Consider the following 18,693-nt stretch of genomic DNA (forward strand, 5'->3'; position numbering starts at 1 on the left):
AACTATTGGGGGTCAGTTCAATTGCTGGCTTTTTGTTTTCTGTTTCTATTTTGAGTTTTGAGCTTCTAGCCTTTAATTACAGCTCTAGCGTTCGCCTTGAACTTCGAAGTTGTCGCTGACTAAGCGAGCGCAGCCATCGGCTTCAAGTGCCCAGTGTTCACGGTGTACAACACCAAATGCTTTATTCATTGTCCAACTAGCAGTAAGGATGTAGCCGCCTTCTGGGTGCTCTTCCCATTTCACGTCAGTGTAATCAACGTCTTTGAAACCTTGGTCTATGATACCTTGCCAGAATGCTTGAATCGCTTCACGACCTTCAAAAGTACCAAATGGACGAGCTTCCATTACGCAGTTCTCTGTATATTGGTCTGCACAACCTTTCGCGTCTTGGCTGTTGAATGCTTTTTGCCATGCGTTAATGCCTTGCTTACACGCTTCTAATACTTGATTGTTTGACATTGTTTTCTCCATAACAGTCTTCTTTGAAACACTGTGTTTTTGATTGGGTTATCTCGATAAGTTGAATACAGTTTAGCTTTGGTAATTAACTTGAAAAACAGAGATAATAGAAAATACTGTTTGTAAAAAGAGAACAATAAAATGAGTAAGCTAAAGCAGATGTCGATTTTCGCTCATATCGTAGAGCAGGGTTCAGTCTCGGCTGCGGCTGAAAAGTTAGAGTTGTCTAAATCTGTCGTCAGTCAACATCTCAAAATTCTAGAACAAGAGTTAGGCGCATCTCTCCTTAAACGCACAACACGAAGACAAACTTTGACAAGCATGGGTGAGCGCTTTTATTTGAGTTGCAAAGACATCAATGTGATCGCTGAATCGGCTTGGGATATGGTAAAAGCCGAGCTAGAAGAGCCACAAGGCCGGATTCGTATCACAGCTCCGAATGCCTTGATGGATTTATTGGTAGCGCCTGTTATTGCCGAACTGATGAAACAATATCCGAAGTTAAAGCCAGAACTGATAAGCGACGATCAGCATTTAGACTTCATGGAGCACGATATTGATCTCGCGGTACGAGTGGGCAGTTCTCGTGACAGTAACTTAAAGCAGAAGAGGTTAGGTGAGTTTAAAGATGTGTTATGTGGCGTTGAAAGCATGCGTGAACGTGAGCTTGAATCGATTCCTTACATTGCAAACTCTTGGCAGGGAAAGCAGGTGACTCATCATTTTAGTTCTCAAACTGAGCAGGACTTTGTCTACCAACAGCAAGCTAGTTGCGTCACCAATTCGTTCCACAGTTGCCTTGCACTGATTAAATCAGGTGTTGGTATCGGTGTGATTCCAGATTTCTGCATTCCTCAGTTATTTGGTGATGTTGTCGACGTGCTGCCAAGCTTTGAATTACCCACCAACACGGTTTATGCGCTAAATCCATTCGCTTCAAATACGCCTATCGCTATCAAGCTGTGTATCCATGCGTTGGAAGAAAAGCTTAAGCAGAATTTAGTATAAGCTTTCTATCGTTGGTAAAATCCGGTGCTTAACCATATTTACTAATAAAAGAAATAACATGTTTATTACTCAGTAATTCAATCTTGTCGATAGTCAGTACGCAATAGCGGTAGTTTTTGTTTTTGAAGGTGATGTTCGACTTTTCTTCTGTTGGTTCTGAAAACTTCCATATTTCAAATCCAAGGTTTTTCATCAGCTCCAATGCATTTGGGTTTTTGATCATCATAGAGAATTTCTTGATCTTAGTATTGCTTGCAAGAAGCTTCATATCGGAAATCAGGTTCGCAATAGATTGTTCGCGCTTCTCAGAGTGACCGCTAACCACAATGTAATTTAAGTTCTGGTTAGAATCTAAAGAGCAAGCTTGCTTAATATGTAGATGCTTATTTTGGTATTGCTCGAATACCTCTTCGTTGAAGAAAAAACCTAGGCTATGACTAACAATATCGCCATTAACATCGACCATTTTTCTGCCATGCGCCTTTTTTTCACTGCAATAGAGAAACAGGTCGATAGTATCAAGAGCTGAAGGATCCACCTTTGTATATTGTGAAATCAGCTTTATTCTATCTATTACTGATTTGTCATTCTGATCTGTCATTAGTGGCATGATCTGACAGTCGCAGCCTTCTTCTATTTCCCCTTTAGTGATAGACGATATTCGGCTTTGAAACGAAAAGAACCTCTCACGAAGGAAGTCTTCAAGTAATGCACTGTCTTCGTTATCTTCTGAATCAAAGGATTTCAACGTTGTATACAAGTCCAGACCAAGGCAGTCCAGTAGCTTTAGGGCTTTGTAATTACTTGGCTTTACTTTGCTATTTTCCCATCGATTTATCGTTACGACATCTACAGAGCTGAATTCATCATCTAAGTGATTAATGTATGCCGCAAAATCCTTTTGCGTTAACTTCAATTTCTTGCGCGCTTCGCGCAGTAATTGCGGAAATTTCATCATGGCAGAATATTCATCTTTGATTAGTGACATTACGTTCCGATTCGTCAGATAGTCTATTTTATCAATCGTTAATATACAGTAGCTATAATATTTATTTTTGAATGTAATATTACATTTTTTAGCAGAAGGTTCTGAAAATTTAAATACTTCAAACCCCACACTCTTCAAGAGTCTCATCATATTGGGGTCTTTTACTAAAACAGAATATTTTTTAATGTTTTTGTTCTGAGAAAGTAACTGTATATCTGAAACTATATGCTCAATAACATGATCTCTTGTCTCTGAGTGTGAGCTTATATTAAAATAATTTATGCTTTTGCTTGAATTTAAAGAGCAGGCCATTCTTAGATCTAGCTCTTGAGTTTTTAATGTTTCAAATTGATGGTCTTCAAAGAAAAAGCCTACGTTGTGACTCACAATGTCACCATCTACATTGATCAGTTTGTGACCATGTGCTTTTTTCTCACAGTAGTAGAGATATAAATCAATTTGGTCCAATGGCGAAATATCGACTTTTGTGAATTTAGAAAGTAGTTTGATTCTGTCGATAACGCCAGTGTCACACGGCTCTGACATTAAAGGCAGTGACTTAAAGTTGCGTTTGCCTTGTTGTTGATTCAGGCCTGATAGAGCTGAAATTCTACTTTGAAATGAGCCATAGGATTCGTTTAAAAACAGTTCGATTAACGTGTCTTTTTGTTCGGAATTAAAGCTCCTTATTGTCTCAAACAAATCTCCGCCAAGGTACTGTAATATCTTGAGTGCTTTGTATGTACTAGGCTTTACCTTACTGTTTTCCCAACGATTTATCGTTACGACGTCAACCGCATTAAACTCGTCGTCCAGCTGATTTAAGTAGGTTGCAAACTCTGTTTGTGTAAATTGAAGTTCCTTTCTGAAGTTACGTAACAACTGTGAAAACTCACTCATTAAAACATTAACCTTCTGATAATTAACTCAATGTCTTGATTCTAATTTAGACATCAGATTCTCTATTTAACATCTTCAGTAATTTGTTTTTTACAGATGTTAATTGTTCGGATTATTTGAACTGTATGTTGCGCATGTCCCTAATAGGCTAAGTGCCAAATTAGTGACGTCAAATCTATGGCTTTTTGCCTAGACACTTGTCAATCTACTGTGAAGTGCGCGTTAATGTTCAGATACAACCTTGCCTTTTTCTTATCTATTTTATTGATTCCATTTGCCTCCTATGCGGACACAACGGGTCTTGTTATGGATCTGTCTGTTGACAGCGCGTCTTACGACAACGACCAAGAGGTGGCTTATACGCTTGTTTTAACGAATGAGTCGGATAAAGCTATTGCTGAGTTGGACGTTAAGGATGAGCTGTTAAATATCTTAACGACAGATGACCAAGGGAATAATGTCAGCGCGTTCTCGCAAGTCTCGACTCAAGCGCAATCCTCCTTCCTTTCATCTCCAGGTGATTACAGTCGCTTCGGAAACTTAGATGCATCAGGTGTGCGTATTGCGGCTGGTGGGTCGGTGACCTACACCATGGTCGCCACCGTTTCTGGTGACGCAGCCGGTACGATTGATAACGTCGCAAGTGCGAGCACTGGACTGTTGGATGCTGTTGAATCAAATACAGAATCCATTCAGCGTGGTGTGTACCAACATGATGTTGTTGTTTCGGTCGATAAGACGAACTATCAACTCAATAACAAGCTCACCTATAAGATTAAGGTTTCGAACACTGGCGATACGTTTATTCAGGCGCTCGACGTTCAAGATGTCCTTTCAGATATAAAGGCACTCAATATTGAAGGGGCTTTGCAACAAGCCTTTACTGACAACGTTAATTCAGTTAGCAAGGTTGAAGGCAGCAAAAGCGATCCAGGCACCTTCGCCGAATCAGGGGACTTATCAGTAAGTGCTGCGTCGATTGATATTGGCGGGTCTGTGACTTACGAAATTCAAGCAACTGTTGCCGACAATTTAGTCGGCGACATTGTTAATGACGACATAACTGCTGAAACACGCGATGACTTGGTTACAGTTGATGAGGTTATCACTCCACCCACTGAGCCTAGTATCACCCTGACACATACCTTGAACCAATCGGATAACTACCTAGTCGACGATGAGTTTTCCTATACGGTCACGGTTGCCAACCAAGCAAACTCCGGTATTGCTTACCATTATTCGGTTCAGCAGTTTCTTGCAGATCTTGAAACCGATCTAGGTAACGATGTCAGCAACGAAAAGAACGCAACTGACACGGTTGGTAACCCTTACGATTTTTGGACTAATGAAGTGAGCTCAATCGGTTCTAATAGCCTTTCAGAACTCAATGCATCTGGAAAGGAGTCCAACAAGTCACTAGAAGACAAAGTGTCTATCTATCCCGGTGAGCAGATTGTTTATTCCGTTGTGGTGGACGTTAGCCCTGTGTCTATTGGTCAAATCCCCCAAGTTGTTGCCCGAGTAGTTGATGCTGATGGCCTCGCAGATTCTGGCGATGCTTTGGCTAATATTCTTGATTCGAAAGGCGTTCTGACGACGTCATCAAGTCAAATTACACGTAATAAGAACACCACAGATACTACTTATGTTCCGGGGATAGCCGGTGATAACGAAGTGGTCTATGACATTGTTATTTCTAACAAGGACACAGAGTTTTTTGCCAACGATATTGAAGTTGTCGATAAATTTGCTTGTATCGTGACAGAGCAAGCGGATGGCTCTAACGCTTCAGCATTTTCCGAGTGGAAGCTTGAAGTCGCCGATAGAAGTGGTGACGGATCGAACTATGGCTCATTTAATTACAATACTTGGACAACAAACGACATCAATTTGAAAGTCGACCTCGCACCTGAGGGCTACGTTCATTATAAGCTGACCGCAAAAGTGGCAGACACCAGTGTGGGTCAGATTGTTGATGATGGTACCGATGCCGGCTTGTGCTTAGGGGATAACTTAGGCGAGTCGGGCTCTGGCGTTCAAATGCCAAACTCGAAACTAAAAGTCCAAAAGGGAGTTGATTCTCGTTACTACTCAGCTGGCGGCACCCTGAACTACGACATCACGGTAGAGAATAACGGTGACGGCTACGCGATTGATATACCGGTTTATGATGATTTAGTCTCTGTCATGACTCAGTCTATTAATGATACACCGACTAAAGCGTATTTGAGCTGGATTATTACTGCGAAATCTTATGCCTCTGACGGCTCAATTTCGACAAACAGTGATCCCGGCTTTACTGGTCAAATTGAAGGTAATCAAAGCAATAAACTTATCCTGGACGAGAAGGCTAAGCTGGCCCCACACGATAAGATCGTTTATAGCATTGCAGCGATCGTAAACCCCATTGCCGATGATGAAATCCGTAATGAAGTGACGGTCGACAGCGTGCTTTATTCCGACAGAGGCTCATACCCACGAGATTACTACTTAGTATTGGATAAGCGTGTTGATGGTCATAACGAACAAAACGCGTATACCGACACCACCAATACTGTCACTTATACGATCAGCATTACCAACCCAGCAGGGAACGGTTTCGCCTCTAACATCAATGTCAAAGATGAAATCAGCACCATAGAAGCTGAGCTCCTTCACGAGCCGGGTGAAACCAAGCCCGTGTTCTCATCGTGGACGATCAGTGCAGAAAGAGAGGCAGACTCTCCGTGGGTGAAAGCTGTGACTGACCCTGGATCGTTCTCGGATAACAATGATCTGGATGCCACCGCTCAGATCCCGCCAGGTGCGACGATTACTTATACCATTGTTGGGACACTCGATCGCAGTGTCGACAGTGAGATTCTTTGGGGAGCATTCACCAATACCGCAACAGTGACAGGACCAGATACTAATCTATCGGATACGGTACGTACCTATCCTAGCGAGCCGAATCTTGTAGTCGCTAAGACCGCTCAAAATACCGACTTTGTTGTAGGTGAGCGCGCTACGTTCGATATTTATATCTATAACCGCGGTGTTGGCTATGCAAATGACGCAACGGTACAAGATAGTATTTCAGCGCTTAACTTCTTTAATAGTTGGACAATTGTAGGTTCGACCAACACAGATAAACCGGGTTCTCGTTACGGTGACATTGCTAACGACACTGACATCGATACCGACGTTGATATCACTCCCGGAGGGTGGGTTCACTATGAGGTGAGCGGCATTGTTAAGTCTGACTATGAAGAAGAACAAGTATCGAACCGTGTTGATGTTTACGATCCTATTACAGACCGTGACCACAGCTCTTCCGCTCAAATAGATAACTCACACAGTACCTATGACATCAATGTTTCACTAGCTAAAACGACCGATGTTGTCCGTTACACACCGGGTGAAGATCTCACCTATACCATCGTTATTGGCAATAACAGCGACACTGATGAGACTGATCTTATCTTCATGGATCGCCTGAGTGAGATCACTACTACGCTAGCGAATGATAAAGATGGTGAAGTAGAAGATGTTCTTAATCAAAACCCGTTTGACTATTGGTCTGTTGATACTGGCTCTGGTTTTGGCCCTCAAACGACTGAAGATGTGGAGTTCCCAGTTTCAATTCCGGCCAAAGACTTTGTCACGGTGCGTATTAAGGCGCATGTCAAAGACAATGCGGTATCTAACGGTGTAGCGGACAGAGACGGCGGCATAATCCGCAACGAAGCCGTGCTGATTCATGATGATAATGCCGGTTGTACTGACGATTGTGAGTATGCCAAACGTGCCGTGGCTGAAAACCATCAGGTACATAATAACGGCGGCGTTATTCGCACTACTAACATTAACCGCTACTCTCCGGGAGATGAGTTGACTTATACCATTAGGTACAACTCTCAAGATGGACATGGTTATCGAAACAACGTAGACGTTAACGAACTGATTAATGACATATCAGTGGAGCTACAAGATGGCAATTCAGGTAATCCATTTTTCGATGATTCGGTAGGTTCAAACAAGTTTACGGTGGCGGTTGCTAAGAGCGATCCTGCGAACGCGGGTACAACAGATGGTACCAAAGACGGTGATGTTGCGAACGACACTGACATCGTAACCTCGATTGATATCGATGCTGGCGAAGACGTGACTTACACAGTAACAGGTACCGTAAGACCGGATGCGGTCGGTAATATTCATTATCGAGATACCGTCGTGATTCCCGATGACTACCATTTAGATTTTGATAAAACGACTGATGAAGCGGTGTACGAGCCCGCTCAAACCGTGACCTATCACTTAGTGATTGAGAATGACGGCAAAGGTAACGCTCACGATATTCCAATCGTCGATAACCTCGAAGATATTACGGTCAGCTTAGTGGATGGTAATACAGGACCAGCGTATTCAGATTGGACCATCACATCGATCGCAACTGGAACTGATTCTGAGTATGTGGATGCGGGCGCAGGTGCTGGCAATGTTTACACATCAACCAACAGTAACCTAAATGTTGAAGCCGATATTCCAATGGGCGCTAAGCTTGAGTACCAAGTTGTCGCGACCATCAATGACAAAGCCAATGGCGATGTTGTTAACGTTCTAACCGTCGATGGCGACACGATATCTCATGATATTCGTCAAGAAGCTCGAAAAGTTGATTTTGAAAAGAACATTCTGGCGTATTACGACACGGATGGTAATGAGTTGGTTGGTGCTACCAATTACATGCCTGGCGGCTACATCGAGTATGAAATCCTAATCGAGAACATCGCATCGGCGCACGTTGATGACATCAGTTTACGTGATGATATCGACCAGATAACGACTCAATACTACGATGGAACTCGCGGTTCGGCGTTTGATAGTTGGACGATTGAAACTTTCGCTGATGGATCGGGGATTTCAGATCCTGATGTAGATAACTCGATTAAAGACAATCAACCGATTGATACGCACTTTGATATATCGGCAGACAACTTTGGCGGTGTAGTATTGTCATCGTTTGTGCGTTACGTCATCAAGGCCAAAATCAGTCCGAAAGCAGTAGGTTCTTTCACTAACCGAGCGTACATCGATGAAGATGACGGAAATGAACTAATTGCCGTATCTCCACCTGCAAAGATGGCTGAGCCTGAAATTTCGTTCTCTAAGAAAGCATTTTATGACGCAGGCCTCTCCTCGGCAAAGACTGAGTATTCTCAAGTCGCTGGTGAAAGTGAGGTTTACTACCGAGTTCAAATTAAGAACACGGGTAATGGTATTGAGTATGGTTCTCGCCTTGAAGATACTATTTCTGCAATTCAGACTCGCATTGCAGAAGATGCCTCGACGTCTGGCACTGACCCTATCGGCCAGCCATTTTTATCTGGTTGGGAAGTGCAGCTAGAAAAAACGGCAGCGGTAGGTTCGATTACAGACGCGGTTGACTTCGTTTCTGGTAATAACGTCAATATTGATAACGACATTGTTATCGCGCCTCAAGAAAGCCTAACGTTCACCATCCATGCTGAGATTCGTGAGGATGCGTTGGGCGATATTCAAAACAAAGCGAATTATGACGGTAAGGTTCGTACTGCGACTCTAATGCCACTAGGAAATAATATCAGTGTTGAAAAACGCGTGGTGTCGATTAACGGCAACCCGTTCAATGATGGTGATACCTATCTTCCGGGTGACGAAGTTGAGTATGAATTTGTAGTTACAAACCCTGAAAACGGTTGGGCGAATGATATTCAGATCAAAGACACAATCACAGACATTCAAGTCGAAGTGATTGGCGGTAAAACGGAATCCGCTTTTGTTTCTGGCGATATCACCCATGAAGTCAGCAATGGTATTGATGCCAACGCTGATACTTATGTACCAAGCTACAACACCAGCGGCAACCTTGATATTGAAACCGATATTGCCGCGGGAGAAGTGCTGACCTTTAACTTAACCGGTGTCGTTCGTGACGACGCTTTGGGCACGATTGATGCGAACCAAGTGACCGCAGGAAGTGGCTCTGCGACGTCGCAAGTGATACCACCTAAAGATGCCGAGCTCGATTACTTCAAAACTTTGGTTTATACCGATGGTGAATCGGCAGGGTGTTCTGTTCCTTCAAACGATGGCAGCGGTTGTACTTACGCACCACGTGGTGATGTTGAGTACCAAGTTACGTTAGATAACACAGGCGATAGCATCGCAAATGATGTGAGCGTTATCGATGCGATTCACACCATTAAAACCGAAGATGGCGATGATGCGTTCTCTAGCTGGACAACGGCTATTGCGGTTGAACCTGTTGGCACTTATGACGTGCAAGGTAACTACAACGGTAGCGTCCCATTGAATGCAACTGTCGATCTTCGTCCTGGTGAGCGTATTGTGTTTGACGTGAAAGGCATCGTGTCGACTTCAGCGACAGGCACTATTACCAACACGGCGCAAGTGAACGGTGATAACACCAACGACATCGTACTTGATCCGGGTCGCTCGAATATCCTAATTGATAAATGGACGGATACGCCTGAGTACGTGCCGGGTGGAACAGTGAATTACTACATCGACATCACCAACGACGATGTGGATTCTGGCCTGTTTTCGATTCGTGACATCATCAGCGGCTTTGAAGTCGAAACCGTCGATGGCTCAATGAAAACGGCATTGACAGAATGGACGGTTGATTACGATGTGCTTTATAACTCGGCGCCGTCAGATCTCAACGCTAATGACTTCTCGGAGCTTGATAAGCTAGTTGGTCAAAACAGTCCAGACATCGATTTACCTGCCGAATCGATCAAGATGGCAGGACGTGACGATGCAGGTACGGGTGGCGGCGATAAGTACACCGTTGTCCGTATTCATGTTCAAGGCAAGGTACGAGATGACGCGATTGGGCGCTTTACCAATACGGCTTATCTACGACATGGTTTGGACGATTCGAAGATCGCTCGCTTACGAGAAGGCTTTATCACGCCGAAGTCGGGTCAATTGGTTCTAACCAAAGAAACGACGCCAATTGCAGAACCTGATGCCAAATACCAACCGGGTCAACCAATCTCCTACAAGATCACTGTGGCTAACACGGGTGAAGGTTACCTTGTCGATCAAGTTCTAACCGATCGTATCGACACCATCATGACAGAGGTGGCTAACAGCCCAGATCAAGAACAAGCGTTGACAGGTAATTGGGTCATTAGTGACGAACAGCTTGATGGCAGTGGCGATCCAGCACTGAACGCTCGCAAAGATGTGGTTAATAACACGCAGGGTTATAGTGCGACTTACAGCATTCACCCGGGTGACAGTTATTCATTTGTCGTGACCAACACTGTTAATGATAAAGCCAAAGGCGAGATCACTAACGTCGTTAAAGTTGATAGCGACGACGGTGAGCACTCTGCAGACGCGACCTACACTCCAGAAGACGCGCAAGTTGAGATCACTAAAGAGGTCGATAAAGCAGAGTACCTTCCGGGAGAGGCACTTCAGTACACCGTAACTGTTAAGAACAACGGCTTAGGTTGGGCTGAAGATGTTGCTATTGAAGATGCGCTGAAGTCGGTTGAAACCACGATCGCAGGTGGTACGACTGAACAAGCTTTTGACCCTGCTTCAATCCAAATATCTGCGGTATCGACAACGGGTGAAACCCCAGTACCGGATGCAACCCGTGGTGAAGACCTTAATGAGACGCTCGATATTGCGCCTCAAGACAGCATTGTTTTCACTATTCAAGTGACGACTAATCCGTTGGCGACAGGCGATATCACTAACATTGCATCAGCGACCTTTGACGGCACAACATTTGATAACAGTGCTACCAGTACTCCAGTGTTGGCGACGGTTTCGGTCAAGAAGACGGTTGATACGCCATCGTATGAAGTAACCAAGCTGATTAACTACGACATCACCGTAATCAACAGCTCTGATGCGTTTGCATCTGGTGTTCAACTTCAAGACATCATCAGTGATATTCAAGTCGACACGACGGCTGATAAACAAGAGTCGGCATTCCTGCTTTGGGAAGTGAGCTTTGAAGCTTCCGACGATCGCTCTGTTGTCACTCCCAAGACGTTCGACTTGAGTGAAGATATCGATGTGAGTATGGATGTGGCGCCACAAAGTACCGTGACATTCCATGTTAAGGCGTTGATTCGTACGACAGCGATTGGTGATATCAGCAATACGGCAACCATCACTTACAACGGTGCCCCACAAGACTCTACCGTTACGATTACACCGAAAGACTCTGAGTTTGTTGCGACGAAAACTAACGTACAAACCGAGTATGAGCCGGGTGGTGAGCTGGAATTCTTGATTACCATTGAAAACACCTCTAACAACTACATCAGCGATTTAAGTGTTGTCGATGACATGAGCACGATAGAGGTGGGCTATTACGATGGTACCACTGGGCCTGCTTTTGTTGCTGGAACCACTTCTTTGGTTGTTGAGTCAACCACGGTAGGAACGACGACGGAGCAAATTAGCCCGATTGAGTACAGTGTGGATATTGCACCGCACGGCACAGTTGTGTTCCGCTCAAAAGGCACCGTAGTCGATACCGCGACCGGACACATCATTAATACTGCGCAAGTAGATGGCGGCGATGTTATCAGTCCTCCAGTTCAAACAGTTGCGGCTGTGGTTCAAGCTGAGCTGTTTACCGATGCCCCGTATTACGTGCCGGGAGAGCAGGTTGAGTATCACTTAGTGGTGCAAAACATAGGCCGAGGTATAGCCAAAGATGTCGCGCTTTACACCCAGTTCTCTGAATCCATGGGTGATCATATTGATGGTAATTTTAGTAATGCGTTTGATGAATGGACACTAACGGCAACATCAGAAGGGGCTGAAACTCAACCTGGCACCTTTGATGACGACAAAGACCTGTTCACCTTGGTCGACATCGCGCCGGGCGGCAAGATTGATTACACGTTCACATTGACGGTCAATGAAGACATGCTGACTAACATCGATGTGCTTGGTTACTACCTCGACTTAACTGGCAGCCCAGCGATGCGCGCTCGTTCTAAGGGCATGTTGGCGTCTGAAACCTCGATGCAGGCAGTGGCAGACCAAGTATCGGCTTTGGATTTACCGCCAGTGGGTGCTGATCTGGTTGTTGAAAAACGTTCAGATAAACCTGAATACACCGAAGATGACGACAGTGTCACTTATTACTTAGCCGTGACTAACAATGGTCAAGGTAACGCGGCCAATGTTCGTCTAACCGATGAGATCAGTGAGCTACAAAACAGCACAGGTAATAAAGTCTTTATCGATTGGACAATTGAAGGTGTGGAAGTCGACGACTCGGGCGCGGTTATTCAGCGTAATTCTTTCCCGTCGAATAAAGACTTAGACACCACCGTTAACCTGAAATCCAACAAACGAAATGCTTACGCGTTTGAAGTGGTGGGCACGCTAGGTAAGGGCTTGGATGATGACATTACCAATACCTTCACGGCGACTGAATCTGACGGTACTGAAACCAGCGACAGTGTAACTACTCACATCAAGAAGATTCCTGATAACTCTGGGGAGTTGGAGCTGACCAAGTCTGCGCTGCAAGATACCGCGCAAGTTGGCGATGCGGTTGAGTACGAGATCATCGTTGAGAACAACAATGAATCTTACTTTAAGAACGTGACGGTGGAAGACCGTTACCCAGGTGGTCTGAAATACATCGTGGATACATCAGAAGTTGTGCTAAGCGGCATTGATGGTGAGTTTGGTACAGAAGACGATCAGGTTATCTCTCAAGAGCCATCAGACACGGGCAAGTTAATGTTCACATCGTTGAACTTTGATCCGGGCGAGAAGCTGCGTATTCGTTACTTATTGCGTGTCTCGGTAGGAGCAACGTTTGGTGATTACATCAACACCGCAGTAGCAAAGGTTGATGGCACGGCTGTTTCTAATGAAGACACCGCCAAAGTAACCGTAGAGCCGGACAAGGTGTTCGATACCTCATCGATCATCGGTAAAGTTTTTGAAGATCACAACAAAGATGGATTCCAAGCCGATGCAACCGCGTTTGATGTTGAGCTAACTGCGAACTTAGCAACGCAAGGCTACATCGCTGATTCGACGCACATCATTCGTGATGGTCAAGACGTTGCTATTCAAGATGGTGCGATAACCACTGCACTTGAGCAAGGCTTGGATCTTGGTGATCTTTGGGGACATTCAGTGAACCGAACGCTGCCAGAAACCAGCAAAGTGGTTATTCAATTTAAAACTCGCACACAGCAGAGCTTTGATTTCTACGTCACGACCGATGCGGGCTCTCGCATCGAGTTCGACGCACAAGGTCAGATTCAGTTTAAGCATGAATCGGACAAGAAAAAGGGACTGAGTGCGGAAAACCTCAATGTAACCAGAAACCTATATCGCGATGGCGAGGATTACCTGTGGGAAATCGTTATCGAGAACAAAGGTATCTACGAAGATGGTATTCCGGGCGTTAAGTTGATGACGGTTGAGGGAATCGTTATTTACACAGACCAGTACGGTCGTTACCACGTGCCCGACCAATGGGTACTCAATAAGAAAGGTAAGAACTTCCTAGTGAAGTTGGACACTGATTCGCTCTCCACCTCCATGGAAGTAGTAAGCGAAAACCCGAAAGTGTTGCGAATTACCCCGAACAAGCTCACCAAGTTCAACTTTAGCGTTCATCGTAAAGACCAACAAAGTGAACAGAAGTAAGCCATTGGAACCGTATCTGGAAATTGTATGAAAGTATTTAGTAAGTCTCGTTTAGCGACGTGTGTGTTAACGGCCATTCCTGTGATGGCGGTAGCGAAAGACACAGGTAAGCTTGAAAAACTCGGTTCTGAGACGACTGGCATTGAAATCACTAAGCCGAACCAAGATCAAGATAGTTCGCGTATTTACCTAGAACAAGGCGCTATTTGGGCAAGCCGTGACATCACTCGCTTTGACCCAGTATTAGATGTCAGTGTCAGCGATGAGTTGGAAGTCGAGCAGGGCGCACTGCGAGACAGTGTCGGTTTCACCATCACGACTAACTATGGTTACTACATCAAAAGGTACCAGTTGGAAGTGTACCGAGTGGGTGACTTTGGCTTGTCTGAGCCAATCGCTGTGCTTGAAGGCGACAAACTGGCGAACGACTCTGACATCAATTGGGATGGTCAAATTGATGTTGATTATCAGTTTGAGGTCGGTGAGCAGCTGATGTTCCGCCTAAAAGCGTGGGACAAAGATGGCAACATGGATGTGACCACCGTTGGTGTGACTGACTTAGTCAAGCCGGACTCTAAAGTCGAGATCGATCGAAACGATAACGACGATGAAGAGAGTAAAGATAAAAGCTACGGCCAAGCTAAGTTGATGCGTCATAACATCCCGACCAATGCGGGTTTAGCCAAGTTCATTGGTACCGGTTTGAAAGGCGTTGATGAAGTTATCATCGGTGAAGATGAATTTGATGTCGAAGACGGCAACTTATACGCAGAGCAGTACTTACCTACAGACTCCTACATTTTCCCTACCAAGGTTGTGTTTGATAACGGTGATGAACGTCGTTACAAGCTGTACGTTCGTATTCCAGATACGTACTACGCACAAACCGGTTTGGCTGATCTTTATGTTGGTAAGAATAATGTGTCTGGTAATAGCGATGCATTAAGTGTCGATGACCAGTATCAAAATGACATCTATAACCAAGGTCGTTTAGCGTACTTTGGTCAGGGTAAATTTGGCGACAAACTTCGTGTAACAACTCACTTTGATACGCGAGAAAGTGAAATCAAAGACATGTTCAAACATCCGTTCGCCTCAGACGATTCGGATGTGTTCGATATCCTCGAAGACGACGATGAGCTTTATTACGGTAACTATGGTGACAGCTCAAACATCGAAAAAGTGGTCAACACCAAGGGCAAGGTTTACCTCAATGTGGAATACGATAAGTCTCAATACTTGTGGGGTAACTACAACACGGGTTTAACAGGCACTGAGAACAACGATTACAACCGTAGCCTCTATGGTTTCAAAGCTGATTATCGCACTCGCGATACTACACAATACGGTGAAGATCGTCTGAACATGGTCGGTTTTACCGCAGAAGCAGATTCGTTGTATGCACACGATGAGTTCTTGGGTACAGGCGGCTCTCTGTACTTCCTTCGTCATGGTGAAGCGGTACCGGGAAGTGACAAAGTTTACGTCAAAGTAAAAGATGAATCTGGCCTAGTGCAGAATGAAATCCCACTTGAGCCGGGCGTCGACTATGACTTTGACCCGTACCAAGGTCGCATTATTTTGACCAAGCCACTCGATAACATTCTATCCGACAGCTTTGGCAGCGTGATTGAAAACGGCGATGATTACGAAAACTTTCTGGTTGTCGACTATGAGTACGTCCCACAAGGTTCAGATTCATTAGATGCGATGTCTTACGGTGGTCGTGCTAAAGGTTGGATCAACGATTACGTTGGTGTTGGCGTGACGTATGCGACTCAAGAAAAGGACAATCAAGATTACGAGTCTTATGGAACGGACTTAACGCTACGTGCAACAGAAGGTACCTACATTAAGGCTGAGTTTGCACACAGTGAAGGTACTCAAACTGAGTCGAATTTTGTCTCTGTTGATGGCGGCTTAACCTTTACGCCAATTGGCGACACATTGGAAGACCGCGAGGGCGACAGTGTCCAAATCACAGCTGTCACCAGCCTTTATGATCTTGCTCCAACCATTTTTGGTGCTGTTGGTAATGACCTGAAACTTTGGTATCGAGACAAAGACGCGGGATACAGCTACGCAAGCAGCAGCGATGATTTAGAGCAAGAGGCATACGGTGCTGAACTTCGTTTGCAAGCTACCGATCGCTTGGCGGTTCTCTCTCGCTTCTCGACCAATGAAGAGCGCGATGTCGATGGTAATCTAGAAACAGATACTGAAACGATTGAGATTGAGACTCAAGTTAAAATCACCGAGCACATTAAGGTTTCGGCGGCAGGGCAACAAACTGAAGAGCTTAACCAAAACGACGAGCACAGTGATGCCACCTTAGCGGGTGTGCGTTTGGAATACATGTGGGACAGTGAGAACAGCGTTTACGTCAAAGGGCAAAAGACCGTCGACCAGTCGGATGACTATGATGAAAACGACAGCGCGTCGATTGGTGCTGAATTCCAAGTGTTGGAAGACTTGTCTCTTGGTGGCGAATACACCGATGGCGACCGAGGCCAAGTAGCAGAAGCGACTGTGACTTACGATGTATCCGATGACCACTCAACCTACGTAACTTATGTAGATGATAACTACGAAGGCCAAAACAACGTGATTGTTGGTCAGCGTGCAGATCTCACCAGCAGTGTCGATTTTTACCAAGAGAACCAGTTTGTTGATGAAAATGATGGTCATGGCCGTATCGACTCATACGGCTTTGGCTACGATGTGACGGAAGATGTCGAGATGGGGATTGGTTATCAGCTTGGTGAAATTGAAGATGACCAGAACATTACCACAGAGCGTGAATCTATCAGCTTCAATGCCTCAATTGACCTAGATGACATAACCCTTAGCCACAAATTTGAATACCGAGTGGATAAGAGTGAAGACGACCCTGACATCGCTCAGCGAGAACTTCAACAAATCGTGACGACCAACCGTTATACGCATCACTTAACGGAAGAGTACACGCTATTTGGTAAGTTTAACTACTCAATCACGGAGAGCGAAACCACGGGCGAAACCATGGCGCAATTTACTGAAGCCACTGGCGGCCTTGCGTATCGTCCGATCTACAACGATCGACTTAATTTACTGAGCCGCTACACGTATATTGCAGATTTCGATCAACTGGATCGCGATGTGGATTATCAAGACGAAACCAGTCAGATCATTGAAGTTGAAGCGATCTATTCGATTGACCAACATTGGGACGTCGGTACTAAGTACGCCCATAAAGACAAACAGCAAGCTTTTGAACGAGCATCTGGTGCGAATGAGATGGTTAAAAGTGACATCGACCTATATGGACTTAGCGCTTCTTATCGCGTGATGAAAGAGTGGGATGTGACGGGTGAATACCACTGGAAAACAGACACACTCAACGATGAGCTAGAACACGGTGCGCTAGTTTCGGTGAACAAGCACATTGGCGAGAACTTTAAAATGGGGATTGGTTATAACTTCTCTGCGTTTGATAGTGACTTAACCAATGATGACGACTACGACGCATCCGGTGTGTTCATTAACTTAGTCGGTAAGATCTAAGCCTGCCCCAAAGTGGGTTGAAAGTTAAGAGTTGAGAATTCGAAGTGACAGTTAAGAGTAAGATGAAAACAATTATTTTCCTAATAAGCGCAGTGATGAGTACTTTGCTGCTGTCCGGCTGTGCAACCGACACCTATGTGAGTCAGGAGAACCGAGACAAGTTTGCTGGTATCGATGTGTCTAAGTTTTTAATCAGCGAGTGTTTGGCGCCAGAGCGTGAGGTGCATATCGCCATCGCAGAGCATTTTGCGTTTGATAGATATCAATTACGCGACCTCGACAAGATCAACTTAGATACCTTTGTTAAAGAGATCAGAGGCTTAAAAGGGCGCATCACGATTGTCGGCCATACTGATTTCAAGGGTTCTCTCGAATATAATGAGCGCCTTTCACAGCGCCGTGCTAAATCGGTCGCAGATTATTTGAAAGGGCAACTAGACCCAACGCAATATGACTGGGAAGTGAAACATCTTGGTGAGACTCAACCTCTTCTGTTTGGTAAGACAGATAAAGACCGAGCGGAGAACCGCCGTGCATTTATCGTGTTTGAAGAAGCTCAGAAGTACGAAGAGATGCCTTTCTGTGAGCCGCCAAAACCAGAACGTAAAGTTTATATGGCAATGACGCCGCACTTCGATTTCGATAAGTCAGTACTTAAGCAAGAAGACCTAACTCAGTTAGATGACTTCACAACTAAGTTGAGTGGCCTGCAAGGTAGCATTATGGTAGCAGGGCACACCGACCAATCGGGTTCACTTTCTTACAATGAAAAGCTGGCAGAGCGCCGCGCAGAAACGGTGGTTGAATACCTCAAAACCAAACTCGATCCTAAGCAGTTTATCTGGGAAGTGAAGTCATTTGGTAAGTTGCAGCCTGCGATTAATGAACGCTCTGAAAAAGCCGATGCATTAAACCGCCGCGCGTTCATTGTGTTCAAAGAATCTGATATTACCGCCGAACAGCAAGCTCTTGCTGGCAGTGAACAAGAAGCGGTGAGCAGCGAGAGCGATTAGAGTTCACCGAAGAATAACGAATAGTTGCCTTTACAATAAAACGCAAAAAGCCCCATACGTTGGTAATGCCGATCAGTTAAA

At 44.9% G+C, this 18,693-nt stretch carries 6 protein-coding genes; 4 read left to right on the forward strand and 2 right to left on the reverse strand.

Going from position 1 to position 18,693, the window contains the following annotated elements:
- Positions 1–84: 84 nt before the first annotated feature.
- Positions 85–459, reverse strand: a complete 375-nt coding sequence (locus tag AB4307_RS21425) for a YybH family protein (RefSeq protein WP_372133443.1) — start codon at positions 457–459, stop codon at positions 85–87.
- Positions 460–600: 141 nt separating this feature from the next.
- Here AB4307_RS21425 and AB4307_RS21430 point away from each other — a divergent pair, with 141 nt between their 5' ends.
- Positions 601–1,467 carry a LysR family transcriptional regulator gene (locus AB4307_RS21430; protein ID WP_017065956.1) on the forward strand — a complete coding sequence of 289 codons (867 nt, stop codon included), beginning with the start codon at positions 601–603 and terminating at the stop codon, positions 1,465–1,467.
- A 28-nt stretch (positions 1,468–1,495) separates the two neighbouring features.
- Here the strand turns inward: AB4307_RS21430 and AB4307_RS21435 are convergent, their stop codons facing one another.
- A complete protein-coding gene (locus AB4307_RS21435) occupies positions 1,496–3,355 on the reverse strand; it encodes a helix-turn-helix domain-containing protein (RefSeq protein ID WP_372133447.1) in 1,860 nt (619 codons plus the stop codon).
- Positions 3,356–3,661: 306 nt separating this feature from the next.
- Here AB4307_RS21435 and AB4307_RS21440 point away from each other — a divergent pair, with 306 nt between their 5' ends.
- The 3 genes from AB4307_RS21440 (at position 3,662) to AB4307_RS21450 (ending at position 18,612) form a co-directional block, all read left to right on the forward strand.
- Complete coding sequence (locus AB4307_RS21440) at positions 3,662–14,056, forward strand: hypothetical protein (RefSeq protein ID WP_372133456.1); 10,395 nt, start codon at positions 3,662–3,664, stop codon at positions 14,054–14,056.
- Positions 14,057–14,083: 27 nt separating this feature from the next.
- Entirely contained in the window at positions 14,084–17,599 is a 3,516-nt protein-coding gene (locus AB4307_RS21445) for a hypothetical protein (RefSeq protein WP_372133450.1), read from the forward strand.
- A gap of 62 nt (positions 17,600–17,661) precedes the next feature.
- Positions 17,662–18,612 (forward strand): OmpA family protein, encoded by a 951-nt coding sequence (locus AB4307_RS21450; protein WP_372133453.1) that lies wholly within the window; start codon positions 17,662–17,664, stop codon positions 18,610–18,612.
- Positions 18,613–18,693 lie beyond the last annotated feature (81 nt).

The sequence above is a fragment of the Vibrio sp. 10N.261.52.C2 genome (assembly GCF_041471425.1).
Classification (GTDB): domain Bacteria; phylum Pseudomonadota; class Gammaproteobacteria; order Enterobacterales; family Vibrionaceae; genus Vibrio; species Vibrio crassostreae_C.